Source organism: Streptomyces sp. ADI95-16 (assembly GCF_003721495.1).
GTDB classification, from domain to species: domain Bacteria; phylum Actinomycetota; class Actinomycetes; order Streptomycetales; family Streptomycetaceae; genus Streptomyces; species Streptomyces goshikiensis.
In genome coordinates this window covers 5,940,697-5,964,427 of record NZ_CP033581.1, presented here as the reverse complement: position 1 = coordinate 5,964,427, position 23,731 = coordinate 5,940,697, and the positions used below count along the sequence as shown (strand labels likewise).

General features: G+C 73.2%; 24 protein-coding genes. 14 read left to right on the top strand and 10 right to left on the bottom strand.

The window, feature by feature from the left end; all coding sequences use genetic code 11:
• Positions 1-20: 20 nt before the first annotated feature.
• Together EES41_RS26795 and EES41_RS26790 are read right to left on the bottom strand one after the other, a co-directional pair.
• Positions 21-1,433 carry a HAMP domain-containing sensor histidine kinase gene (locus EES41_RS26795; protein WP_123080634.1) on the bottom strand — a complete coding sequence of 471 codons (1,413 nt, stop codon included), beginning with the start codon at positions 1,431-1,433 and terminating at the stop codon, positions 21-23.
• A gap of 11 nt (positions 1,434-1,444) precedes the next feature.
• Positions 1,445-2,167 carry a response regulator transcription factor gene (locus tag EES41_RS26790; protein WP_123080633.1) on the bottom strand — a complete coding sequence of 241 codons (723 nt, stop codon included), beginning with the start codon at positions 2,165-2,167 and terminating at the stop codon, positions 1,445-1,447.
• Positions 2,168-2,507: 340 nt separating this feature from the next.
• Between EES41_RS26790 and EES41_RS26785 the strand changes: the two genes are divergently transcribed.
• From EES41_RS26785 to EES41_RS26755, 8 genes are all read left to right on the top strand, one after another.
• Entirely contained in the window at positions 2,508-3,293 is a 786-nt protein-coding gene (locus tag EES41_RS26785; RefSeq protein ID WP_123080632.1) for an amino acid ABC transporter ATP-binding protein, read from the top strand.
• 118 nt (positions 3,294-3,411) lie between these two features.
• Positions 3,412-4,263 (top strand): glutamate ABC transporter substrate-binding protein, encoded by an 852-nt coding sequence (locus EES41_RS26780; RefSeq protein ID WP_123080631.1) that lies wholly within the window; start codon positions 3,412-3,414, stop codon positions 4,261-4,263.
• 83 nt (positions 4,264-4,346) lie between these two features.
• Positions 4,347-5,021 carry an amino acid ABC transporter permease gene (locus EES41_RS26775; protein WP_123080630.1) on the top strand — a complete coding sequence of 225 codons (675 nt, stop codon included), beginning with the start codon at positions 4,347-4,349 and terminating at the stop codon, positions 5,019-5,021.
• Positions 5,018-5,911 (top strand): amino acid ABC transporter permease, encoded by an 894-nt coding sequence (locus EES41_RS26770; RefSeq protein ID WP_123080629.1) that lies wholly within the window; start codon positions 5,018-5,020, stop codon positions 5,909-5,911. Before EES41_RS26775 ends, EES41_RS26770 begins: the two co-directional genes overlap by 4 nt.
• A gap of 164 nt (positions 5,912-6,075) precedes the next feature.
• Positions 6,076-7,725, top strand: a complete 1,650-nt coding sequence (locus EES41_RS26765) for an NAD(P)/FAD-dependent oxidoreductase (protein ID WP_123080628.1) — start codon at positions 6,076-6,078, stop codon at positions 7,723-7,725.
• 40 nt (positions 7,726-7,765) lie between these two features.
• A complete protein-coding gene (locus EES41_RS44250; protein ID WP_311318651.1) occupies positions 7,766-7,852 on the top strand; it encodes a putative leader peptide in 87 nt (28 codons plus the stop codon).
• A gap of 82 nt (positions 7,853-7,934) precedes the next feature.
• A complete protein-coding gene (locus EES41_RS26760; RefSeq protein WP_123080627.1) occupies positions 7,935-8,462 on the top strand; it encodes a cysteine dioxygenase in 528 nt (175 codons plus the stop codon).
• Entirely contained in the window at positions 8,459-8,854 is a 396-nt protein-coding gene (locus EES41_RS26755; protein WP_123080626.1) for a rhodanese-like domain-containing protein, read from the top strand. The genes EES41_RS26760 and EES41_RS26755 overlap by 4 nt, the downstream gene beginning before the upstream one ends.
• 42 nt (positions 8,855-8,896) lie before the next feature.
• Here the strand turns inward: EES41_RS26755 and recX are convergent, their stop codons facing one another.
• Entirely contained in the window at positions 8,897-9,508 is a 612-nt protein-coding gene (gene recX, locus EES41_RS26750) for a recombination regulator RecX (RefSeq protein WP_123080625.1), read from the bottom strand.
• Positions 9,509-9,511: 3 nt separating this feature from the next.
• Entirely contained in the window at positions 9,512-10,621 is a 1,110-nt protein-coding gene (recA, locus tag EES41_RS26745; protein ID WP_037798238.1) for a recombinase RecA, read from the bottom strand.
• A gap of 297 nt (positions 10,622-10,918) precedes the next feature.
• On the opposite strand from recA, the gene EES41_RS26735 reads away from it, so the two are divergent.
• Positions 10,919-11,680, top strand: a complete 762-nt coding sequence (locus tag EES41_RS26735) for a Clp protease N-terminal domain-containing protein (protein WP_174261748.1) — start codon at positions 10,919-10,921, stop codon at positions 11,678-11,680.
• Here EES41_RS26735 and EES41_RS26730 read toward each other — a convergent pair.
• Together EES41_RS26730 and EES41_RS26725 are read right to left on the bottom strand one after the other, a co-directional pair.
• Positions 11,631-12,731, bottom strand: coding sequence for an AI-2E family transporter (locus EES41_RS26730; protein ID WP_174261844.1), 1,101 nt, complete (start codon positions 12,729-12,731; stop codon positions 11,631-11,633). The two genes, EES41_RS26735 and EES41_RS26730, sit on opposite strands and share 50 nt — an antisense overlap.
• Positions 12,732-12,988: 257 nt before the next feature.
• A complete protein-coding gene (locus tag EES41_RS26725; RefSeq protein WP_030154244.1) occupies positions 12,989-13,183 on the bottom strand; it encodes a DUF3046 domain-containing protein in 195 nt (64 codons plus the stop codon).
• A gap of 81 nt (positions 13,184-13,264) precedes the next feature.
• On the opposite strand from EES41_RS26725, the gene EES41_RS26720 reads away from it, so the two are divergent.
• Positions 13,265-14,218 carry a hypothetical protein gene (locus EES41_RS26720; RefSeq protein WP_123080623.1) on the top strand — a complete coding sequence of 318 codons (954 nt, stop codon included), beginning with the start codon at positions 13,265-13,267 and terminating at the stop codon, positions 14,216-14,218.
• On the opposite strand, the gene EES41_RS26715 is transcribed toward EES41_RS26720, so the two are convergent.
• The 3 genes from EES41_RS26715 to EES41_RS26705 all read right to left on the bottom strand — a co-directional run bounded on the left by EES41_RS26715 (position 14,187) and on the right by EES41_RS26705 (position 16,146).
• Positions 14,187-14,495 carry an AzlD domain-containing protein gene (locus EES41_RS26715; RefSeq protein WP_123080622.1) on the bottom strand — a complete coding sequence of 103 codons (309 nt, stop codon included), beginning with the start codon at positions 14,493-14,495 and terminating at the stop codon, positions 14,187-14,189. The genes EES41_RS26720 and EES41_RS26715 overlap by 32 nt on opposite strands.
• Positions 14,492-15,190 carry an AzlC family ABC transporter permease gene (locus EES41_RS26710; protein WP_123080621.1) on the bottom strand — a complete coding sequence of 233 codons (699 nt, stop codon included), beginning with the start codon at positions 15,188-15,190 and terminating at the stop codon, positions 14,492-14,494. Before EES41_RS26710 ends, EES41_RS26715 begins: the two co-directional genes overlap by 4 nt.
• A 122-nt stretch (positions 15,191-15,312) precedes the next feature.
• A complete protein-coding gene (locus tag EES41_RS26705) occupies positions 15,313-16,146 on the bottom strand; it encodes an AraC family transcriptional regulator (RefSeq protein ID WP_123080620.1) in 834 nt (277 codons plus the stop codon).
• 80 nt (positions 16,147-16,226) lie between these two features.
• Between EES41_RS26705 and EES41_RS26700 the strand changes: the two genes are divergently transcribed.
• The 4 genes from EES41_RS26700 (at position 16,227) to EES41_RS26685 (ending at position 23,463) form a co-directional block, all read left to right on the top strand.
• Positions 16,227-20,816 carry an ATP-dependent helicase gene (locus EES41_RS26700; protein WP_123080619.1) on the top strand — a complete coding sequence of 1,530 codons (4,590 nt, stop codon included), beginning with the start codon at positions 16,227-16,229 and terminating at the stop codon, positions 20,814-20,816.
• Positions 20,817-20,995: 179 nt separating this feature from the next.
• Positions 20,996-21,706 carry a hypothetical protein gene (locus EES41_RS26695; protein ID WP_164495952.1) on the top strand — a complete coding sequence of 237 codons (711 nt, stop codon included), beginning with the start codon at positions 20,996-20,998 and terminating at the stop codon, positions 21,704-21,706.
• 120 nt (positions 21,707-21,826) lie between these two features.
• Entirely contained in the window at positions 21,827-22,666 is an 840-nt protein-coding gene (locus EES41_RS26690; RefSeq protein WP_123080617.1) for a DNA-formamidopyrimidine glycosylase family protein, read from the top strand.
• Positions 22,667-22,698: 32 nt separating this feature from the next.
• Entirely contained in the window at positions 22,699-23,463 is a 765-nt protein-coding gene (locus EES41_RS26685) for an SDR family NAD(P)-dependent oxidoreductase (RefSeq protein ID WP_174261747.1), read from the top strand.
• Here EES41_RS26685 and EES41_RS43175 read toward each other — a convergent pair.
• Entirely contained in the window at positions 23,411-23,668 is a 258-nt protein-coding gene (locus tag EES41_RS43175; RefSeq protein WP_123080615.1) for a hypothetical protein, read from the bottom strand. The two genes, EES41_RS26685 and EES41_RS43175, sit on opposite strands and share 53 nt — an antisense overlap.
• Positions 23,669-23,731: the final 63 nt, after the last annotated feature.

Sequence of the window (23,731 nt, the reverse complement as noted above, 5' to 3'; positions counted from 1 at the left end):
GCCCCGGGACCCGACGTGGCTCAGACGGAGTGCGGGTCGGTGCGCGGCACCGAGACCGTCACCCGCAGCCCGTGCGGCGGGTTCTTCTCGTAGGAGAGGGATCCGCCGCCCGCGGCGAGCAGCGCGCGGGAGATGGACAGGCCGAGTCCGGAGCCCTTGATGTTCTGGTGGCGGCCGCTGCGCCAGAAGCGGTCGCCGACGCGCTGGAGCTCCTCCTCGGTCAGACCGGGCCCCCGGTCGGCGACGACGACGAGGACGGAGGGTCCTTCGCCGGAGACCGACACCTCGACCTCCTCCCCTCCGGGGGTGAACTTCAGGGCGTTGTCGATGACGGCGTCGAGCGCGCTGGACAGCGCGATGGGGTCGGCCCAGCCGGTGACGGCGGCCCGGCCCGTCCCGGTGAGCCGTACGCCCTTCTCCTCGGCGAACGGCCGCCAGGCGGCCACCCGCTCGGTGGTCAGGGCCCCGATGTCGGTGAGGCTGATCTCGGCGGAGGCGTGCTCGGCGAGCGCCAGGCCGAGCAGGTCGTCGAGGACCTGGGCCAGGCGCTTGCCCTCCGTACGCACGGAGGCGATCTCCTCGTTGCCCTCGGGGAGTTCGAGGGCGAGCAGCTCGATGCGCAGGAGCAGCGCGGCGAGCGGGTTGCGCAGCTGGTGGGAGGCGTCGGCGACGAACGCCCGCTGCTGCTCCAGTACCTCTTCGACGTTGTCGGCCATCTCGTTGAACGAGCGGGCCAGGCTTCGGAGTTCCGGCGGCCCGCCGGCGGCCGCGACGCGGGAGTTCATCCGCCCGGTGGCGATGCCGTGGGCGGCGGCGTCCAGGGTCTGGACGGGCTTGAGGACCCAGGTGGTGAGCCGCAGGGCCGCGCCGAAGGCGAGGAGCATCGCGGCGGCGAGTCCCCCGGCGATGAGCAGCCAGCCCCGCAGGATGTGGTCGCGCATCTGATCGGTGGGTGATTCGGTGGCGACGACGGCGACCACGTCCCCGTCGAGGACGACCGGGGAGGCGACGAGGAGCTTGCCGTGCGTCTCCCAGGGCCACACCTGGGCGGGGTCGTGGCTGCGGCGTCCGGCGAGGGCCTGCTCGAAGGCCTGCCGGCCCTCCCCGGAGGCGGGCAGCTCCCACCAGCCGGGGGACCGGGCCATGGCGTTGTCGTCGCGGTAGAAGATGCCCACCCGGATCCCGTACAGCTCCTGGTAGCGGGCGAGTTCGAGCTGGAGGGTCTGGCGGCGCCCGTCGGCCCCGGAGGAGCCGGAGCTCTCGGCGTCGATGACGAACTGGGCGAGCGCGGCGAAGCGGGCGCTGTCGTCGATCCGGTCGACGACGACCCGCTGCTGCTGGCCGGCGGCGAGCGCGACGGCGAGCGGGAATCCGAGCGCGACCAGGACGCCCGCCATCAGGATGACGAGCAGGGGCAGCAGGCGGGCGCGCACGGCGGGGCCCGCTAGGAGGCGGCGGGGGTGACGAGCCGGTAGCCCACCCCGCGGACGGTCTCGATGAGCGCCGGCATGCGCAGCTTGGAGCGCAGCGAGGCGACGTGGACCTCCAGGGTCCGGCCGGTGCCCTCCCAGCTGGTGCGCCACACCTCGCTGATGATCTGCTCGCGGCGGAAGACCACGCCGGGGCGCTGCGCGAGCAGGGCCAGCAGGTCGAATTCCTTGCGGGTCAGGGGTACGTCCGCCCCGTCCACGCTGACGCGGCGGGTGGGCAGCTCGATGCTGACGGGCCCGAGCCGGACCACGCCGGGTTCGCCGCCGGTCCCGGCGGCGCCGGCGGTGGCGGTGGCGGTGTTCTCGGAGCCGCCGGTGCGCCGGGCGACGGCGTGGATCCGGGCGAGGAGCTCACCGGTGTCGTAGGGCTTGACCACGTAGTCGTCGGCGCCCATGTTCAGGCCGTGGATCCGGGAGCGCACGTCGGCCCGGGCGGTCACCATGATGACCGGCGTGCTGGTGCGCTTGCGGATCTTGCCGCACACCTCGTAGCCGTCCTGGTCGGGCAGGCCGAGGTCCAGGAGGACGACCCCGAAGGGCGGTGCGTCGGCGGGCAGCAGGGCCTGGAGCGCTTCCTCGCCGTTGCGGGCGTGGGTCACCCGGAAGCCGTGCCGGGCGAGGATCGCGGACAGGGCGGCGGCGACGTGGTCGTCGTCCTCGACGAGCAGCAGTCTCACTGCGGCACCCTTCCGTGGTCTTCTTCGAGTCTTCTTCGAGGTCTGCGGATCTTCGAGGTCCCCGGGATCCGCGAGTGCGTCGTTCCGGCCCGTTTACGTTCCGTTCACAGGCCACCCTGCATCCACGCCGATGGAGAGTCCCACGTCAAGGGGGGTTCCGCCCCGGCGCGCCTTCCGTTACGCACCCGGTACGACCCGGGCGGCTCCGCGGCGGGCCCGCCCACGGAGCGTATCCGGGCGAGGCCGTATCGTTATGCTCAATTCTCCCTCAGATGTGATGACGCTGTGCTCGCCCTCTCACTACTGTCCTCCCAACCGAGGAGGACGGAGCAAGAAGCCGATGAGCGGAGTATCAGTGACCAAGGACGTGCAGGACGCGGCCGGTGCCGCGGACGACCTGGTCGTGCTGAGCAACGTCAACAAGCACTTCGGCGCGCTGCACGTGCTTCAGGACATCGATCTGAGCATTGCCCGCGGTGAGGTCGTCGTGGTGATCGGTCCCTCGGGATCGGGCAAGTCCACGCTGTGCCGGACCATCAACCGGCTGGAGACCATCGATTCGGGGACCATCACGGTCGACGGCAAGGAACTGCCCTCCGAGGGCAGGGAACTGGCCCGGCTGCGTGCCGATGTCGGCATGGTCTTCCAGTCGTTCAACCTGTTCGCGCACAAGACGGTGCTCCAGAACGTCATGCTGGGCCAGCTGAAGGTCCGCAAGACGGACCAGGCGACCGCCCACGCGAAGGCGCAGGCACTGCTGGACCGGGTGGGCGTCGGCTCGCAGGCCGAGAAGTACCCGGCGCAGCTCTCGGGCGGCCAGCAGCAGCGCGTGGCGATCGCCCGCGCGCTGGCCATGGACCCGAAGGTGATGCTCTTCGACGAGCCGACTTCGGCGCTCGACCCCGAGATGATCAACGAGGTGCTGGAGGTCATGCAGCAGCTCGCCCGGGAGGGCATGACGATGGTGGTCGTCACGCACGAGATGGGCTTCGCCCGCTCGGCGGCCAACCGGGTCGTCTTCATGGCCGACGGAAAGATCGTCGAAGAGGCCACGCCCGAGCAGTTCTTCAGCAACCCGCGCAGTGACCGCGCCAAGGACTTCCTGTCGAAGATCCTGCACCACTGACGGTTTCGTCTGGTAGTGAGTCCGTTGGCGGATCACTGCCGAAACGACGCGGTCGGCGGCGCACCTGTCGCACTTGCCGCTCAGCCTTCAACTACGTCTCATCCGAGGGAAGTTCACCATGAAGCTTTTCAAGGCCGGTGCGGCCGCGGCCGTGTCCGTCGTCCTCGCCCTGACGGCCACCGCGTGCGGCGGCAGCAGCGACAAGGCCAGTGACAGCGGCGCTTCCGGTGGCGCCAAGAAGGACAAGATCGTCATCGGCATCAAGTTCGACCAGCCGGGCCTGGGCCTCAAGAACCCGGACGGCAAGTTCACGGGCTTCGACGTCGACGTGGCGACGTACGTGGCCAAGGAGCTCGGCTACCAGCCCAACCAGATCGAGTTCAAGCAGGCCGTCAGCGCCGAGCGCGAGAACCTGATCGCGAACGGTGACGTGAAGCTGGTCGTCGCGACCTACACGATCAACGACAAGCGCAAGGCGAAGGTCGACTTCGCCGGCCCGTACTTCGTGGCCCACCAGGACCTGCTGGTCCGCGCCGGAGACACCTCGATCACCAAGGCCGAGGACCTCAACAAGAAGAAGCTCTGCTCGGTCACCGGCTCCACCTCCGCGCAGAACATCAAGACCAAGCTGGCCCCCGACGCCGACCTCCAGCAGCTTCCGGGCTACTCCGAGTGCCTCACCGGCCTGGAGAACGAGTCCATCGACGCGCTGACCACGGACAACTCGATCCTCGCCGGCTTCGCCGCGCAGGAGAAGAACAAGGGCAAGTTCAAGCTGGTCGGCCTGAACCTGAGCGACGAGCCCTACGGCATCGGCCTGAAGAAGGGCGACAAGGACCTCCAGACCAAGGTCAACGCCGCACTGAAGAAGATGGTCGCGGACGGTTCCTGGCAGAAGGCCGTGGACACGAACTTCGGCCCCGCGAACTACAAGGCGGAGCCGGCCCCGCAGATCACCGAAGGCAGCTGATTCTTCGGTGAGGTGCGCCGCCATCCGCCTGCCGCGGGCGACGGCGCACCTCACCGGCCATCCTGGGGAGAGCGCAGGGCATCGTGTTCGATTTTCTTAATTCCGGGCAGTACGACGTGCTCGGAGCCTTCTGGGTGACGGTTCAGCTCACCCTCTACTCGGCGGTCGGCTCCCTCGTCTGGGGCACGGTCCTGGCCGGGATGCGGGTCGGCCCCGTTCCGCTGATGCGGGGCTTCGCCACCGCGTACGTCAACCTCGTACGCAACATCCCGCTGACCGTGCTGATCATCGGCTGCTCGCTGGGCCTGAACCAGACCTTGGGCGTCACGCTCGGCGGCAGCAACTTCAAGGAGATCGGCTTCCGCCTCGCGGTGCTCGGCTTCATCGCCTACACCGGCACCTTCGTCTGTGAGGCACTGCGCTCGGGCATCAACACGGTGCCCGTCGGCCAGGCCGAAGCCGCCCGCGCGCTCGGGCTGAGCTTCTTCCAGGTGCTCCGGCTGATCGTGCTCCCCCAGGCCTTCCGGGCGGTCATCGCACCGCTCGCGAACGTACTGATCGCCCTCACCAAGAACACCACGGTGGCGGCGACCATCGGCGTGGCCGAAGCGGCCCTGCTGATGAAGGAAATGATCGAGAACGAGGCGGACGCGCTCTTCGCCGTCTTCGGGGTCTTCGCCCTCGGCTTCGTCGTGCTGACCCTGCCCACCGGCCTCCTGCTGGGCTGGGTGTCCAAGCGAGTGGCGGTGAAGCGATGAGTTCCGTTCTGTACGACACCCCCGGCCCCAAGGCCAAGGCCCGCAACTGGGTCTACTCGGGCGTCTTCGTCGTGGTGTTCGGCCTGGCCCTGTGGTGGGTGCTGAGCGTCATGGCCGACAAGAACCAGCTCGACGCCGACAAGTGGAGCCCGTTCGTCACCGACAGCCAGGTCTGGACGACGTTCCTCCTCCCGGGCCTCGGCGAGACCCTCAAGGCCGGCCTGATCGCCATGGTGATCGCGCTGCCGCTGGGCGCGCTCCTCGGCATCGCCCGGCTGTCCGACCACGCCTGGATACGCGTCCCCGTCGGTGCGGTCGTCGAGTTCTTCCGCGCCATCCCGGTCCTGATGCTGATGCTGTTCAGCTACGCGCTGTACGTGCAGTTCTCGGGCGTCAGCTCCGAGCTGCGCCCGCTGTACGCCGTCGTCACGGGCCTGGTCCTCTACAACGCGGCGGTCATCGCCGAGATCGTCCGGGCCGGCATCCTGACGCTGCCGCGCGGCCAGACCGACGCTGCCAAGGCGATCGGCATGCGCAAGGGCCAGGTCATGACGTACGTCCTGCTCCCGCAGGCCGTCACGGCGATGCTGCCGGCGCTGGTGAGCCAGCTCGTGGTGATCCTCAAGGACACCGCCATCGGTGGCGCGCTCCTGGGCTTCGGCGAACTGCTGTCGATGAACCGGCAGATCTCGGCCAACTACAGCAACACCATCCCGACACTCATCGTGATCGCGCTGATCTACATCGCGGTGAACTTCGCGCTCACCACCTTCGCGTCCTGGCTGGAGCGGACCCTGCGCAGCTCGAAGAAGGGCACCGGCGCGGTCGTCGAGGGCGACGTGGCCGAAGTCGACGCGGGCGGCGCGGCCGGCGTGGGCAAGGCACCCTGACGGGTTACTGACACTCGGTCAGTACACTGGCGTGGCACGTGTGGTGCGGCGGAACTCTTCCGCCGCACCACACGGCGTTGTCGCGACCGGCGTCACTTGACGCAGGCACCTCCAGTGGGTTGCATACCACCTGTGATCACATACCGGACATCGGGAGCCGCGTCATGGACCCGGTGATCGTCGTCGGCGCGGGGCCCGTCGGACTCTCCCTGTCCCTGGCCCTGGCCGGCTCGGGCGTGCCCTGCGTCGTGCTCGACGAAGGCCCCGGCAAGGAGGAGTCCCGGCCCGCCCGAACCGTCGTCCTGCACTCCGACACCGCGGCGATGGCCCACCGGCTGGGCTGTACGACGCTGCGCGACGAGGGCGCGTACTACGCGGCCTGGCGCACCCTGCGGCGCGGCCGCGACACCCAGCGCGTCACCTTCGAGGACCACCCGGCGCCGCTGCACCTGCCGCAGCACGCCCTCACGCGCGGGCTGCGGGACGCCGCCGCCGCGCACCCCCTCGTCCAGCTGGTCGCCGACAGCAAGCTGGACTCCCTGGAACAGGACGGCCGGGGGGTCACCGCGCACACCAAGGGCGCCGCGACCACCTGGTGGCGCGGGAGTTACCTGGTCGGCTGCGACGGCGCCCGCTCCACCGTGCGCAAGCTGATCGGCATCCGCTTCCCCGGCCGCACCGCCGTGGAACGCCACGCCGTGGCCGCGCTGCGCACCGAACTGCCCTGGCCCGGCGAGGCGCTGCTGTACCGCCGCGCCCCCGACGAGGTCACCGCGCGGCCGCTGCCCGACGGGGTGTGGCGGCTGGACTGGCTGCTTCCGCCGCGCGGGGAGCTCGTCACCCCCGAGGCGCTGGTCACCCTCATCCGGGACACCCTGGCGGCGTGGTGCGGGGGCACGACTCCCCCGTACGACCTGATCGACACCGGGGTCCACACCCTGCACCACCGGCTCGCCCGGCGCTGGCGCGACGGCCGTGCCTTCCTCGCCGGCGACGCGGCGCACCTGCTGGGCGCGCTCGGCACCCAGGGCGTCGAGGAGGGGCTGCGGGACGCCGAGAACCTGGCCTGGAGGCTGGCGGTGGCCTGGCACCAGGGGGCCTCGGAGGCGCTGCTCGACGGGTACGAGGACGAGCGCCGCAGGGCGGTCGCGGCCCGGCTGCGCGCCGCCGACCAGGCGATGCCGGCCCTGCGCGGCGGCAGCGGGCTGCGGACCTACCTTCCCGGGGCCGCGCGCTCCGCGGAGTCCCTGCTCACCGACGGCCACTTGGGGCGCGGCCCGCTGGGCGCGGCTCCGACGTACGGGCCGCCGGTCGCGGTGCGCGAGGTACCGACCGCCACCGAGCCGGGCGGCCCGGTGGAGAACGTCGCGGTGACCGCGCCCGACGGGGCCACGGTGCCGCTGCGCGATCTGCTGGGGCGGGGCCGGCTGCTGGTGCTCCTCGTCGCCCCGGGCACCGGGGTCTGGGACCGGCGGCACTGGCTGGGCGCCGGGCTGATGCCTCGGCTGGCGGCGGCGGTCAGCGCGCTTCCGGTCCGCGCGGAGCTCCTGGTCGCGGACAGCTACCCGGGGGCCCCCGCCCACACCGTGCTCCTCGTACGGCCGGACGGGCACCTGGCGGCCACCTTCGCGGGAGTACGGCCGGCGGAGCTCTACGAGGCGGCGGACAGCGTCCGCGCGGGCGCCCCGGACTCCGCCGCGTCCCGGACCCCCGCCCTCGCGCCGGCCGCTCCTTCGCCCACGCCTCCGACCACTCCTTCGGGCGCTCCTTCGGGCACTCCTTCGAGTACTCCTTCGGGCAGGCCCACCACTTGATCGATTGACCCGTCCCGCGTCTCGTGCTTCACTCGCGGACATGACCGGCAACGACGTACGCCTGTGGCGGAGGGTCCACATGGACCTGCTCCGCTACGCGGGCTGCGTGTGTCGCCCTTCCTGCTGATTCGCCTTCTCCTCCGCGCGCCCCGTGCCCTGCCCCTGCCGGGCCCGCGCGCATGTTCGCGAACCCCCAGGACGGTCATTCCATGTCTGTTGTCCCCGCGCCCACCCGTGTCTCGGCGGGCCCCACTGCCGCCGAACTCCTCTCCTTCGCCCTGCGCACCGCCGCGGACCCCGAGATCGTGGACTCGCTGCCCCTCGACCCGGAGGGCCGTACGTGGATGCGGCTCGACGGGCCGGGCGGGAGCGAGGCCTGGCTGATCGGCTGGCCGCCGGGCACCGGCACCGGCTGGCACGACCACGCCGAATCGCGGGGCGCGTTCGCCACCGCCCGGGGGCGGCTCACCGAGCACTCGCTGACCGTACGACTGCCCGCGGAGGGCTGGCGGAGCCTGGTGCTCGCCGCCGACGTGGACCGGGAGCGGGCGCTGCCGGAGGGCACGGGCCGCGCGTTCCCCGAGCACCACGTGCACGAGGTGCTCAACGAGTCCCCGGCCGAGCACGCCGTCTCCGTGCACGCCTACTACCCGCCGCTCCCGCTCATCCGTCGCTTCAGCCGCAGCGGCCCCGCGCTCACCCTGGAGCACGTCGAGCGTCCGGCGGACTGGCAGTGAGCGCCGCCCCGACCGGCATCGACGCCCTCATCGAGCGGGTCCGCGAAACGTACGCCCGCGTCGACGCGCGGGCCGCGTACGCCGCCTCGCTGGGCGGTGCGCTGTTGGTGGACATCCGCTACCAGGCTCTGCGCGAGCGGGACGGCCTGATCCCGGGTGCGCTGGTGATCGAGCGCAACGAACTCGAATGGCGCCTGGACCCCCAGGGCTCCCACCGCGTCCCGCAGGCCACGGGCCACGACCTCCGGGTGATCGTCATCTGCAACGAGGGCTATGCCTCCACCCTGGCGGCGGCGTCCCTCCACGCGCTGGGCCTGCGCCACGCGACGGACCTGGAAGGCGGCTACCAGTCCTGGAAGTCCGCCGGCCTCCCGGTGGCGCCCCCGCCCTGATACGGCTCCCGCCCCGGCCGGAGCGGGGCGCCCGGCCTTCCCTCAGAAGCCCGGGTACCCCAACTCGTCGGCGTCCTCGCCTTCCTCCTCCAGCGCGCGCCGGACCACCCGCAGGGCCATGCCCTCCGGGTATCCCTTGCGCGCGAGCATCCCGGCGAGGCGCCGCAGCCTCTTGTCCCGCTCCAGGCCCCGGGTCGAGCGGAGCTTGCGCTCCACGAGTTCCCGCGCGGTCTCTTCCTCCTGCTCGGAGTCCAGCTGTTCCAGCGCCTCCTGTACGAGGGTGGCGTGCACCCCCTTGGTGCGCAGCTCCTGCGCGAGCGCCCGGCGCGCGAGGCCCCTGCCACGGTGCCGGGATTCGACCCAGGCCCCGGCGAAGGCGGCGTCGTCGATCAGGCCGACCTCCTCGTACCGGGAGAGGACGGCCTGTGACACCTCCTCGGGGATGCCCCGCTTCTCCAGGGCGTCCGCGAGCTGCCGCCGGGTACGCGGCATCCCCGTGAGCAGGCGCAGGCAGATCGCCCGCGCCTGCTCCTCGGGAGTCTGGGGCGGCAGCTCCTGGCGGCCCTCGCGGCCGCCTTCGCGACGGTCCTCACGGTCGCCGCCTTCGCGACGGCCCCGACGGCCGCCGGCGCCGCCCCTTTCCTGCTCCCGCACGGATCAGCTCTTGGCCACGGCGGCCTTGGCCGTCGTCTTGGCCTTCGTCGCCGGGGCGGGCACGGCCGCGGCATCGGCCGGCGCGGTGGCGCCCGCCTCGTCGGCGGCGGCGTCCTTGCGGACACCCACGCCCAGCTTCTCCTTGATCTTCCGCTCGATCTCGTTGGCGAGGTCGGGGTTGTCCTTGAGGAAGTTGCGGGCGTTCTCCTTGCCCTGGCCAAGCTGGTCGCCCTCGTACGTGTACCAGGCGCCGGCCTTGCGCACGAAGCCGTGCTCCACGCCCATGTCGATCAGGCCGCCCTCGCGGCTGATGCCCTGGCCGTAGAGGATGTCGAACTCGGCCTGCTTGAACGGCGGCGCGACCTTGTTCTTGACGACCTTGACCCGGGTGCGGTTGCCGACCGCGTCCGTACCGTCCTTGAGGGTCTCGATGCGGCGGATGTCCAGGCGCACGGAGGCGTAGAACTTCAGCGCGCGGCCACCGGTCGTGGTCTCCGGCGAGCCGAACATCACGCCGATCTTCTCGCGGAGCTGGTTGATGAAGATCGCGGTGGTCTTGGACTGGTTGAGCGCACCGGTGATCTTGCGGAGCGCCTGGCTCATCAGTCGGGCCTGGAGGCCGACGTGCGAGTCGCCCATCTCGCCCTCGATCTCCGCGCGCGGCACGAGCGCCGCGACGGAGTCGATGACGATCAGGTCGAGCGCGCCGGAGCGGACGAGCATGTCCACGATCTCCAGCGCCTGCTCGCCGGTGTCCGGCTGCGACAGGATGAGGTTGTCGGTGTCGACGCCGAGGGCCTTCGCGTACTCGGGGTCGAGCGCGTGCTCGGCATCCACGAAGGCGACGGTGCCGCCGGCCTTCTGCGCGTTGGCCACGGCGTGCAGGGTCAGGGTCGTCTTACCGGAGGACTCCGGGCCGTACACCTCGATCACACGGCCGCGGGGCAGCCCGCCGACGCCGAGGGCGATGTCCAGCGCGGTCGACCCGGTGGGGATGACCTCGATGGGGTCGTTCGGCTTGTCGCCGAGGCGCATGACCGCACCCTTGCCGAATTGCCGTTCAATCTGTGCGAGAGCGGCGTCGAGAGCCTTCTCACGGTCGGTGCCTGCCATGGGTTCCACCCGATTTGCTTGAGTCGATCGCTTCACGCCATTGACGCTAACGCCTGCCACTGACAATGCGCTTCCACGCCCGCTTCGGCTGTGGATAACTCATGAGAATAGATGTTCGATTTCCCTGTCAAGCGCGCCACGTCAGACCCCACACCGGGCCCCTCGTCAGGCCCCACGCCGGACCCCACGCCGGACCCCACGCCGGACCCCACGCCGGACCCCACACCGGGCCCGCACCCCACCCGACTGACAACCCAGGGTTGACACCTCCCTGACTGTCAACCTACGGTTGCACCCATGACGAACCCTTCGGTGGAACCCGTTCGCATGACCAACCCGGTACGCCTCGACGACCTGATCGAGGCCATCAAGAAGATCCACACCGACACCCTGGAGCAGCTCAGCGGCGCCGTCGTCGTCGCCGAGTCCCTCGGCGACGTGGCCGACCACCTCATCGGCCACTTCGTCGACCAGGCCCGCCGCTCCGGCGCCTCCTGGACCGACATCGGCCGCAGCATGGGCGTCACCCGCCAGGCCGCCCAGAAGCGCTTCGTCCCCAAGGCCGACAAGGAGGGCGAGGGCGGCATGGACGCCGGCCAGGGCTTCGGCCGCTTCACCCCCCGCGCCCGCAACGTCGTCGTCACCGCGCAGAACGAGGCCCGCGCCGCCCGCAACACCGAGATCCGCACCGAGCACCTCGTCCTCGGCCTGCTCGCCGAGCCGGAGGGCCTCGCCGCGCTCGCCCTGCGGGCCCAGCAGGTCTCGGCGGACGACCTGCGCGCCGTCGCGACCGCCGCCCTGCCCCCGGCCGCCGAGGAGGAGCTTCCCGCCCTCGTCCCCTTCGACGCCTCCGCCAAGAAGGCCCTGGAGCTCACCTTCCGCGAGGCCCTGCGCCTCGGCCACAACTACGTCGGCACCGAGCACATCCTGCTCGCCCTCCTCGAACTGGAGAACGGCGAGGGCGTCTTCAGCGGCCTCGGCGTGGACAAGGCCGCCGTCGAGGCGACCGTCACCGAGGCCCTGGCAGCCTTCCTCGCCGAAACCGACCGGGAGAAGTAGCCGACGGGGCCCCGGCCGCCCGTTCCGTCAGCTCGTACCGCTTCACGTACGCGCCGAGGAACGCCTGCAGCGTGGCGACGGCCGGGATCGCGATCAGCGCCCCGACCGCGCCCAGCAGGGCGGTGCCCGCGATGACGGACCCGAAGGCCACCGCCGGGTGGATGTCGACCGTCCTCGCGGTCAGCTTCGGCTGCAGGACGTAGTTCTCGAACTGCTGGTAGACCACCACGAAGCCGAGCACGTACAGCGCGTACCAGGGCGAGTGCGGGAACGCGATCAGCATCGGAAGCGCGCCCGCCAGATAGGTGCCGATGGTGGGGATGAACTGGGAGACCATCCCCACCCACACCGCGAGCGCGGGCGCGTACGGCACCTTGAGGACGACGAACACCACGTAGTGCGCGATGCCGGAGATCAGCGCCATCAGCCCGCGCGAGTAGAGGTACCCGCCCGTCTTGGTGACGGCGATCTCCCAGGCGCGCAGCACCTCGGACTGCTTCGCGGGCGGCAGGACGGAGCACAGCGCGCGCCGCAGCCGCGGCCCGTCGGCGGCGAAGTAGAAGGAGAACAGGCCGATCGTCAGCAGCTTGAAGAGCCCGCCGAGCACGGTGGCGGACACGTCGAGCACGCCGGTGGCGCTGTTCTGCACGTACTTCTGCAGCCAGTCCGAGTGCAGCAGGCTGTCCTGGATCTCCAGCCGGGACAGCTTGGTGTGGAAGGTCTCGTTGATCCATCTGATCACCGAGTCGAGATAGCCGGGGAAGCCCCCCACCATGTCGACGATCTGCCCGGCGAGCATCGAGCCGAGCAGGAAGACGAAACCGGCGCTCGCGGCGAACACCCCGAGGAACACCACGAAGGTGGCGAGCCCGCGCCGCATGCCGCGGGCCGCCATCCTGGCCACGGCCGGCTCGATCGCGAGGGCGAGGAAGAACGCGATCAGTATGTTGATCAGCAGCCCGATGAGCTGGTGGAACGCCCAGCTGCCGAGCTGGAAGCAGGCGTAGAGGGCCAGGACGAGGATCACCGCGCGCGGCAGCCAGCGCGGCATCCGGGCCGCCGTCGGGGCGCCGCCCCGGTCGGGCGGTTCCGGGGGCCCGAGGACCCCCGCGGGCTCGGGTGCCCCGGCGGGCCCGGGTCTCCCGGCGGTCTCCTGGCGGGGCGGACCCACCCGGGCTCCCCCGCCCGCCCCCGCCGCGTCGTCTGCCTGGTCGGTCGTGTCTTCAGTCGCTGCCACGCACCCCAGTCTGTCCCACCCGCCAACCGCCACCCGCCACCCGCAAGAGGCGCCCGGTGCGGTGCGGGCCGTCAGCGCAGCGAGGCCGGCACGTCCATCGCGGAGCACACCGCGCGCCAGACGTCCTTGGCCTCCCAGCCCGCGTCCAGCGCCTGGTGGACGGTCCGGCCGCCGAGCTCCGTCATGACGTGGTCGCGCGCGAAGGAATCCGCGTAGCCCGCGCCGAAGTGCTCGGCCATCCGTTCCCAGAAAATCGTCAACCGCATGCCCCCAGTATCCCGCTCCGGAGAGTGCACCGGCCCCGTTCCCACCACCTGGCCGCGCCCCGGCGTCCTACGGTTTCCCGCATGCCTGGAGACGAAGCTTCCGCGCTGAGCCCGCCGACCGGCGGGGCCGTGCTGGCCCGCGCCGAGCAGTTCATCTGGCTCACGGCCCGTGTGCTGGAGCAGCGGCGGTTCGCGTTCCATTTCCTCGGCGGGGACGCCGATCCGGTGGACGCGGCCCTCGGCGCCTACCTGGGCGGCGACGGCGGGTACGGGCACGCGCTCGACCCGGACCTGCGCGGTCCGCTGAGCCGGCCCCTGCACACCGCGCACGCCTTACGGGTCCTCGACAGCCTCGGCCGCTGCGCCGGGCAGCGGATCGAGCGGCTCTGCGGTCACCTGACCCGCGTCTCGGCCCCGGACGGGGCGCTCCCGGTGGTCTTCCCGGCCCCGCACCCCCCGGTGGGGGACGCACCGCCGGGCGAGCTGCTGGCGACGGGCCCGGTCGTCGGGGTGCTGCACCGCAACCGGGTCTGGCACGCGTGGCTGTTCCGGGCCACGGAGTTCTGCTGGGACCGGGTCGAGGGCCTGCGCCACTCACATCCGTACGAGGTCCAGAGCGCGGTGGCCTTCCTCGACGGCGTCCCCGACCGGGCCCGCGCCGCGGCGGCCGCGGACCGGCTGGGGCGGCTGGTGCGCGAGCGGGGCCTCGCCGTGCTGGACCCGGGGCGGCGCGCGCGGTACCCGGTGTTCCCCGGGTACGCGCCGGGCGAGCAGTTGTTCGCGTACGACTTCGCCCGTCGGCCGGAGTCGCTGGCCCGCGGCTGGTTCACCGACGAGGAGATGGCCCGGGCGCTGGCCTTCCTGGCCGCGCAGCAGCGCCCGGACGGCGGCTGGCCGGTGCCGCGCCGGGACCGGGCGCCGGGCAGCTCGCTGGAGCGCCGGCCGATCGCCACGCTGGAGGCGCTGCTGACCCTGCGGGCGTACGGGTGCCTGCCGGCCGGGGCTAACCGCCCAGCGCCCGCACCCCCGCGGTGACGAGGACGGCGGCCGCGACGACGACGAGGAAGGGGGCCCGCAGCAGCAGCGCCACCGCGGCGGCGGCCAGCCCGACGGCGCGGGCGTCGATCACGAGCGCGTCCCCGGTGCTGAAGGTCTGCTGCGCGGTGAGCGCGGCGAGCAGCGCGACGGGCAGCAGCCCGGCGAGCTTGCGCACCGTCGGCCGCTCCAGGGCCCCGGCGGGCACGAGCAGCCCGGCGAGCTTGACGGCGTAGCAGCCGACGACGGTGATCCCGATGGCGATCCAGACGTTCACGGTCGGCGTCCCTTCATCCAGAGCACCGCGGGGGCGGCGAGCGCGGCGACGAGCACGGGCACCCCGGCGGGCAGCACCGGCAGCAGACCCAGTCCGAGGACCAGGGCGAGCGCGGCGACGGCCCGCTCGGTGGAGGTCTTCAGCATCGGTGCGAGCAGCGCGAGGAAGACGGCGGGTCCGGCGGCGTCGAGGCCCCAGGCATCGGTGTCCCCGATGGCTTCGGCGCCGAGCGCCCCGAGCAGGGTGGTGAGGTTCCACAGGACGTAGAGGGTCAGCCCGGTCACGGTGAAGCCGAGGCGGGCCGACTTCCGGTCGGGCTGGGCCAGGGCGACGGCGGTGGTCTCGTCGATGACCCAGTGCGCGGCGAGGGGCCGGACGGCCCGGGGCAGCGCGAGCAGCTGGGACAGCCGCAGCCCGTAGAAGGCGTTGCGGGTGCCGAGGAAGAAGGCGCCGGCGGCCGCGGTGAACGGGTTGCCGCCCGCGGCCAGTGCCCCGACCAGCGCGAACTGCGAGGCTCCGGTGAACACCAGCAGGCTCAGCACACAGGCTTGCAGCGTGCTGATCCCGGCCCCGGCGGCGGTCACGCCGAACGCGAATCCGGACAGCCCGACGGCCACCCCGACCCCGAGCGCGTCCCGTACGACGGCGGCGCGGGGCCGCCCGACGGCCCCCTCGGGCGTCTCCTGCATCACCATCTGATGTTCTCCCACCCCGCGAACGTATGCGGGGCGGGCCGGGCCGGTCTTGTACGTTCTTGCGCGCGCGGGTCGGCGCGATCCGGCTCCGGCTCGGCTCCGGCCGCGGCCGCGGCCGCGGGTCAGCCGGCCCGGCCCCGCCGGTAGGCGCCCGGCGGCACGCCCACGATCCGGGTGAAGTGCCGGTTCAGGTGGGGCTGGTCGGTGAACCCGACGGCGACGGCGGCCTCGGCGGGCGGGGTCCCCGCGTCGAGCAGCCGGCGCGCCTGGCGGACCCGGGCGTCGGTGAGCCAGGTGTGCGGCGGCATCCCGTACCGCTCGCGGAAGGCGCGCAGCAGTGCGAACGGGCCGGTGCCGAGCTCCGCCGCGAGCTGTTCCAGGGAGGGCGGGTCGCTCATCCGGCCGGCCAGGACGGCCCGGGCCCGTTCGGCGTCGGCGGCGCCCGCGCGGCGTACCGTACGGGCCGGCAGCGGGCCGGCGTGCCGGCTGAGCATCCGCGCGACCGCGCCGCGCAGCAGGGTGTCGGCGGCCAGCGCGTTCCCGGCCTCGGCGGCCCGGTGCACCTCGGCGATCACCTGGGAGGTCTGCGGGTCGGTGACCATGTCGGTGGTGAATCCGGGGGTCCCGCGCAGGGTGCCGATCTCGGCGGCGACCTCGGTGATCAGCGCCCGGGAGGGGTAGAGGGTGGCGTACGCCCAGCCCTCGGGCACCCCGGCGCGGGCACTGTGGGGCACCTCGGGGTTGATCAGGACCACGCTGCCGGGCCCGGCGCGCCGGGTGCCGCCGGGCAGGCCGATCTGCTCGATGCCTCCGGTGACGGCCGCGATGACGTACCCGTCGTGCGCGTGGCGGGGGAAGGTGTGGCGTACGTAGTGGGCCCGCAGCAGGTCCAGCCCGGGCAGTTCCGCGTACTGCCAGTGGCGCGCCCACTCCTTGCGGCCCTCCTCCTCACCCATTCCCCCATTCTGCGCCCCGGGCCGGGGGCGTGTTCGCGCAGGTCCGGCCCGGTGTCAGTGGCCGGGTGCACGATGGGGGCATGGCCACTGCCGCGCTCGATTCGTTCTCCCCCGCGACCCGCTCGTGGTTCACGGGGGCTTTCCGTACGCCCACCTCCGCGCAGGAGGGTGCCTGGCGGGCCATCGGGGAGGGGGCGGACGTGCTGGTGGTCGCGCCCACCGGTTCCGGCAAGACCCTGGCGGCGTTCCTCGCCGCCCTGGACCGGCTGGCGTCGACCCCGCCGCCGGCCGATCCGAAGAAGCGCTGCCGGGTGCTGTACGTGTCGCCGCTGAAGGCCCTCGCCGTCGACGTGGAGCGGAACCTGCGCAGCCCGCTGACCGGGATCCGTCAGGAGTCCGTGCGGCTGGGGCTGCCCGAGCCGGAGATCCGGGTCGGGATCCGGTCGGGGGACACCCCGCCGGCCGAGCGGCGGGCGCTGTCGACGCGGCCGCCGGACATCCTGATCACCACGCCGGAGTCGCTGTTCCTGATGCTGACCTCGGCCGCGCGCGAGGCGCTGGCCGGGGTCGAGACGGTGATCCTGGACGAGGTGCACGCGGTCGCGGGGACGAAGCGCGGGGCGCACCTGGCGCTGTCGCTGGAGCGGTTGGACGAGCTGCTGCCGCGTCCGGCGCGGCGGATCGGCCTGTCGGCAACGGTCCGGCCGGTGGAGGAGGTGGCCCGGTACCTCGCGCCGCGCGGCAAGGTGGAGATCGTCCAGCCGCCGTCGACGAAGGAGTTCGACCTCTCGGTGGTCGTCCCGGTCGAGGACATGGGCGAATTGGGCGGCTCGCCCGCGACCGAGGGCCGGGAGGGCGGGGACAAGCCGTCGATCTGGCCGCATGTGGAGGAGCGGATCGCCGATCTGGTGCAGGCCCACCGCTCGACGATCGTGTTCGCCAACTCGCGGCGGCTGGCGGAGCGGCTGTGCAACCGGCTCAACGAGATCGCGTACGAGCGGGCGATGGGCGAGAAGCTGCCGGAGGGGTCCCCGCCGGCCGAGATCATGGCCCAGTCGGGCGCCGCGCAGGGTGCCCCGCCGCTGCTGGCCCGTGCGCACCACGGCTCGGTGTCCAAGGAGCAGCGGGCGCTGGTGGAGGAGGACCTGAAGGCGGGCCGGCTGCCCGCGGTGGTGGCCACCTCCAGCCTGGAGCTGGGCATCGACATGGGCGCCGTGGACCTGGTGGTGCAGGTGGAGTCGCCGCCCTCGGTGGCTTCGGGGCTGCAGCGCGTCGGCCGGGCGGGGCACCAGGTCGGCGCGGTGTCCACGGGGGTGGTGTTCCCCAAGTACCGGGGTGACCTGGTGCAGGCCGCGGTGGTCACGGAGCGGATGCGGACGGGGTCGATCGAGTCCCTGCGCGTCCCCTCCAACCCGCTGGACGTGCTGGCCCAGCAGCTGGTGGCGATGACGGCGATGGACACCTGGCAGCTGGACGACCTGCTGGCCCTGGTGCGGCGGGCGGCGCCCTTCGCGGCGCTGCCCGATTCGGCGTTCACCGCGGTGCTGGACATGCTGGCCGGCCGCTATCCGTCGGACGCGTTCGCGGAGCTCAGACCGCGCGTGGTGTGGGACCGGGTGGCCGGTACGGTGACGGGCCGGCCGGGGGCCCAGCGGCTCGCGGTGACCTCCGGCGGCACCATCCCGGACCGCGGGCTGTTCGGGGTGTTCCTGGCCGGCGCGGATCCGAAGAAGGGCGGCGGCCGGGTCGGCGAGCTCGACGAGGAGATGGTCTACGAGTCCCGCGTCGGGGACGTGTTCACCCTGGGCACCACCTCCTGGCGGATCGAGGACATCACCCGGGACCGCGTGCTGGTCTCCCCCGCGCCCGGCGTGCCGGGGCGGCTGCCGTTCTGGAAGGGCGACCAGCTGGGCCGTCCGCTCGAACTGGGGCGCGCGGTCGGCGCGTTCCTGCGCGAGCTCGGCGGCCTCACCGACGAGGACGCCCGGCTGCGGCTGCTGGCGGCCGGGCTGGACGCCTGGGCCGCGGAGAACGTGCTGGCGTACCTGGCGGAGCAGCGCGAGGCGTGCGGCCACGTCCCGGACGACCGGACCATCGTGGTCGAGCGGTTCCGTGACGAGCTGGGCGACTGGCGGGTCGTGGTCCACTCCCCCTTCGGCGCGCAGGTGCACGCCCCGTGGGCGCTGGCCCTCGGCGCCCGTCTCGCCGAGCGGTACGGGATGGACGCCCAGGTGATGCACGCCGATGACGGGATCGTGCTGCGCCTGCCGGACGCGGACCTGCTGAGCATGGACCTCCTCGACCACGACCCCGCGCACACCGGGGGGTTCGAGTTCGATGACGGGCAGGCTCCGCTGGGCGCGGCGGACGTCGCCTTCGAGCAGGGCGAGATCGAGCGGATCGTCACCGACCAGGTGGGCGGCTCGGCCCTGTTCGCCTCCCGGTTCCGCGAGTGCGCGGCCCGCGCCCTGCTGCTGCCGCGCCGCAGCCCCGGCAAGCGCACCCCGCTGTGGCAGCAGCGCCAGCGGGCGTCCCAGCTGCTCCAGGTGGCGTCGGAGTTCGGTTCGTTCCCGATCGTGCTGGAGGCCGTACGGGAATGCCTCCAGGACGTCTTCGACGTGCCCGGGCTGACCGAGCTGATGGGGGACGTCGAGGCGCGCCGGGTCCGGCTGGTCGAGGTGACCACCGCCGAGCCGTCCCCCTTCGCCCGCTCGCTCCTGTTCGGGTACGTCGCCCAGTTCCTCTACGAGGGCGACTCGCCGCTCGCCGAGCGCAGGGCGGCCGCGCTGTCGCTGGACTCCCGGCTGCTGGCCGAGCTGCTCGGCCAGGCGGAGCTGCGCGAGCTGCTGGACGCGCAGGTGCTGGAGGAGCTGGAGCGGGAGCTCCAGTGGCTGACCGAGGACCGGCGGGCCAAGGACCCCGAGTCGGTGGCCGATCTGCTGCGGCTGCTGGGCCCGTTGACGGAGGCCGAGCTGGCCGCGCGCGGGGCGGAGCCGGCCTGGGCCGTCGAGCTGTCGGCGGCCCGCCGGGCGATCGGCGTCCGGATCGGCGGCGTGGAGCACTGGGCGGCGATCGAGGACGCGGGCCGGCTGCGCGACGCTCTGGGCACCGCGCTCCCGGTGGGGGTCCCGGAGGCGTTCACCGAGCCGGTCAAGGACCCCCTCGGCGATCTGCTGGCCCGCTACGCCAGGACGCACGGGCCGTTCACCACGGCCGTCGTGGCGGCCCGCTTCGGGCTGGGCGGGGCGGTCACCGAGGGCGCCCTGCACCGGCTGGCGGCGGCCGGCCGCGTGGTCCAGGGCGAGTTCCACCCGGCGGGCATCGGCCAGGAGTGGTGTGACGCGACGGTGCTGCGCCGGCTGCGGCGGCGCTCGCTGGCCGCGCTGCGGCAGGAGCTGGAGCCGGTCCCACCGGCTTCCCTGGCGACCTTCCTCCCGCAGTGGCAGCACCTGGGCGGCGCCCTGCGCGGGATCGACGGGCTGGCCCGCGCGATCGAGCAGCTCCAGGGCGCCCCGGTGCCGGCCTCGGCGCTGGAGCGGCTGATCCTCCCGTCCCGGGTCGCGGGGTACTCCCCGGCCCTGCTGGACGAGCTCACCACCACCGGCGAGGTCGTCTGGGCCGGCGCGGGGGCCCTGCCGGGCAAGGACGGCTGGATCTCCCTCTATCTGGCGGAGGCGGCCCCGCTGCTGCTGCCGCCGCCGCACCCGCTGGAGCTGACCGGCCTCCACCAGACCGTGCTCGACACCCTCTCCGGGGGGTACGGGCTGTTCTTCCGCCAGCTCACGGAGGCGGCCCGCGCGCGCCATCCGGAGGTCACCGATCCGGAGCTGGCCTCGGCCGTCTGGGACCTGGCCTGGTCGGGGCGGCTGACGAACGACACGCTGGCCCCGCTCCGCTCCCTGCTGGGCTCCGGCCGTACGGCGGGGGCGACCGCCCACCGGGCCCGGCGGACGATCCCGCGCGGCCGGTACGGCACGCTCAGCGCGACCGTCTCCCGGACCGGGCCGCCGACGGTGACCGGGCGCTGGTCGCTGCTCCCGGCCCATGCCCCGGATCCGACGCACCGGGCGCACGCGCTGGCCCGTACGCTCCTGGACCGGCACGGGGTGGTCACCCGGGGCGCGGTCGCGGCGGAGGGCGTCGAGGGCGGTTTCAGCGCGGTGTACCGGGTGCTGTCGGCCTTCGAGGACAGCGGCCAGGCCCGGCGCGGCTACGTCGTCGAGGGCCTGGGCGCCGCGCAGTTCGCGATGGACGGCGCGGTGGACCGGCTCCGGGCGGCCGAGCGGAACCCGCCCCCGCTGGCGGCCGTGGTCCTGGCGGCCGCCGACCCGGCGAACGCGTACGGCGCGGCGCTGCCCTGGCCGGAGCCGCCGACGGGCGCGACCCACAAGCCGGGCCGCAAGGCGGGCTCCCTGGTGGTGCTGGTCGACGGTGAGCTGACGCTCTATCTGGAGCGCGGCGGCAAGACCCTGTTGGCGTGGCCGCCGGCGGAGGATCCGCGCCTGGCGGCGGCCATGGCGGCGCTGGCCTCGGCCTCCCGCGCGGGCACCGTCCCGGACCTCACGGTGGAGCGGGTCAACGCCGCGCCGGCGCTGACCTCGCCGCTGGGGCGGGCCCTGGAATCGGCGGGTTTCCACGCGACGCCCCGGGGGCTGCGGATGCGTTCCTGACGGCCGCCCGCCCCGCACACCGGAGCGGTGCCGACTGTTCCACTTACGTTGCGCTTATGTACTGAGCGCGTCACGAAGGACCGCGTGACCCCATCCGACCTGGCCGGAACCCCCAGTTGTGGACTATCAAGTTCCACGCAGGCATTGAATTGACGATGCACATTCATGGGGGAGAGATAGTGAGCACCATCCGTATGAAGCGCACCACGCTCGGCGTCATCGGCCTGACGGCGGCCGCCGCCCTGTCCCTGACGGGCTGCAAGAACGGCAACGAGGAGGCGGGCCCGGCACAGAGCGGCTCCCCGGCGGCGCAGCCCTCCCAGTCCTCGGACCAGCCCGGCACCCCGGCCGCCCCGAGCGCGGGCGCGAGCGCGGGTACGAGCGGCGGCGCGGACGGCGCGGCCCCCGGCGGGGCGCCGGCCGGAGCGGCGAAGCCGGGCCAGACCTTCAAGATCGGCGAGGCCGCCACGGTCCCGTTCTCCTACGGCTCGGACACCAAGGGCACCATCGCCCTCACCGTCACCGCGGTCGAGCAGGGCCAGGCCGCCGACCTGGATTCGCTCAAGCTCGGCGACAAGGTGAAGGGGATGGTCCCCTACTACATCCGCTACACGGTCAAGAACGCCGGCACCACTAACCTGGAGTTCGCCTCCGTCGGCCACATCAAGGGCCTGCTCCCCGACGGCAGCGAGGCGCAGGGCGTCTCGGTCATCGGCAAGTTCGAGAAGTGCAAGGACGACGCGCTGCCGAGCGGCTTCACGGGCGGCAAGACGCAGACCAACTGCGCGATCGCCCTGGCCCCGTCGGCGCAGACCAAGGTCGTCGGCGCCGAGTACTGGGGCGACCCGTACAACAGCCTGAACGACAGCAAGAGCCTCTACTGGAAGTAACGGGAAGCGGCGGGAAGCGGCGGGCGGGCCCACCGGCCGACGCCGCTCCCGTTGACCGGGCCCCTGCGACGGCACACCGTCGCAGGGGCCCGCGCCGTTCCCCGGGGTCACAATGGGTCCATGCCCGAAGGTGACAGCATCTGGCGCGCGGCCGCCCGCCTGCACGCCGCCCTGGCGGGCCGGGAACTGCTGCGCAGCGACCTGCGCGTCCCCCGGCTCGCCACCGTCGACCTCACCGGCCGCACCACCCTCGACGTCACCCCCCGGGGCAAACACCTCCTCACCCGCGTCGAGGGCGGCCTCACCCTGCACAGCCACCTCCGGATGGACGGCGCCTGGCACGTCTTCGCCGCCGGGGAGAAGTGGCGCGGCGGCCCCGACTACGAGATCCGCGCCGTGCTGGGCACCGCCACCCACACCGCCGTCGGCTACCGCCTCCCGGTCCTCGAACTCCTGCGCACCCGCGACGAGGACCGCGTCGTCGGCCACCTCGGCCCCGACCTCCTCGGCCCGGACTGGGACCCGGCCCTGGCCACCGCCCGCCTGCTGGCCGCCCCGGAGCGGCCGCTCGGCGAGGCCCTCCTGGACCAGCGCAACCTGGCCGGCATCGGCAACATCTACAAGTCCGAGCTCTGCTTCCTCGCCCAGGTGACCCCCTGGACCCCCGTCGGCGCGCTCCCCGAGGCCGACGTCCCCCGGCTGGCCGGGGCCGCGCGGCGGCTGCTCGCCGCCAACAAGGACCGCCGGCGCAACACCACCGGCATCCACCGCCCCGGCCAGGACCTGTTCGTCTACGGGCGCGCCCGCCGGCCCTGCCTGCGCTGCGGAACCCCGGTGCGCGAGGCCCCGCAGGAGGACCGCCCGACGTACTGGTGCCCCCACTGCCAGTCGGGGCCCGCGCCGCAGGCCGGGCCCACACCGCAGGCCGGGTGTCACGGGCGGCCTCCGCCCGACAGTTGACGCTCCGTCAGCTCCGGTCGTACCGTCCCGGCATGCCCATACCCGCGTACGACCTCACCGGCCGCACCGCCCTGGTCACCGGCGCCGCCAGCGGCATCGGCCGCGCCACCGCCCTGCTCCTCGCCGAGGCGGGCGCGGCCGTGCACTGCGCGGACCGCGACGAGCGGGGCCTGACCGAGATGGCGGCCCTCATCGCCAAGGCCGGCGGCAGCGCCACCGCCCATCCCCTCGACGTCACCGACCGCACCGCGATCCGGGCCGCCGTCCGGGCCGCCGGCCCCCTCGACATCGCCGCCGCCATCGCCGGCGTCATGCACACCAGCACCGTCCTGGAGACCACCGACGAGGACCTCGACCGGGTCCTCGACATCAACTTCAAAGGGGTCCTGCGCACCTGCCAGGAAGCGGCCCGCGCCATGATCGCCGCCGGCCGCCCCGGCGCGATCGTCACGATGGCGTCCGGCGCCGTGGACGCCGCCCAGCCCGGCCTGCTCTGCTACAGCGCCGCGAAGGCGGCCGTGGTCCAGCTGACCAAGACCCTCGCCACCGAGACCGGCCCGCACGGCATCCGCGTCAACGCCGTCGCCCCCGGCTGGATCCGCACCCCGATGACCGGCCGGCACTCCCCCGAGGTCCGGGAGCAGACCGAGGCCGCGATGGTCCGGATGTCCCCGCTGCGCCGCGTCGGCGAGCCCGAGGACATCGCGCAGGCCGTCCTCTATCTCGCCTCGGACGCCTCGTCCTTCATGACCGGACAGATTCTTCGCCCGAACGGAGGAGTGTCGATGCCCTGGTAGCGGCCTCCCGCCGGGCCCGGCGGACCGGACCGGGCACGCAGTGCACCGGCAGCAGCCCCAGCCCCCAGCCGCCCACGGCCACCGCGCCCTCCACGGGCCCGGCATCCGTTGGCGCGAAGGCCAGCCGCAGCACGGCCCACCACCAGAGCGCGCCCACGGCCACGGCGAAGGCCGAAGCCGCAGGTATGCGTAGTGACCGCCGCACGGCCGCCTCCCAGGAGCGGGGACCCGGACGGCCCCATCCTCCCGCACCCCCCGCGCGCCCGCA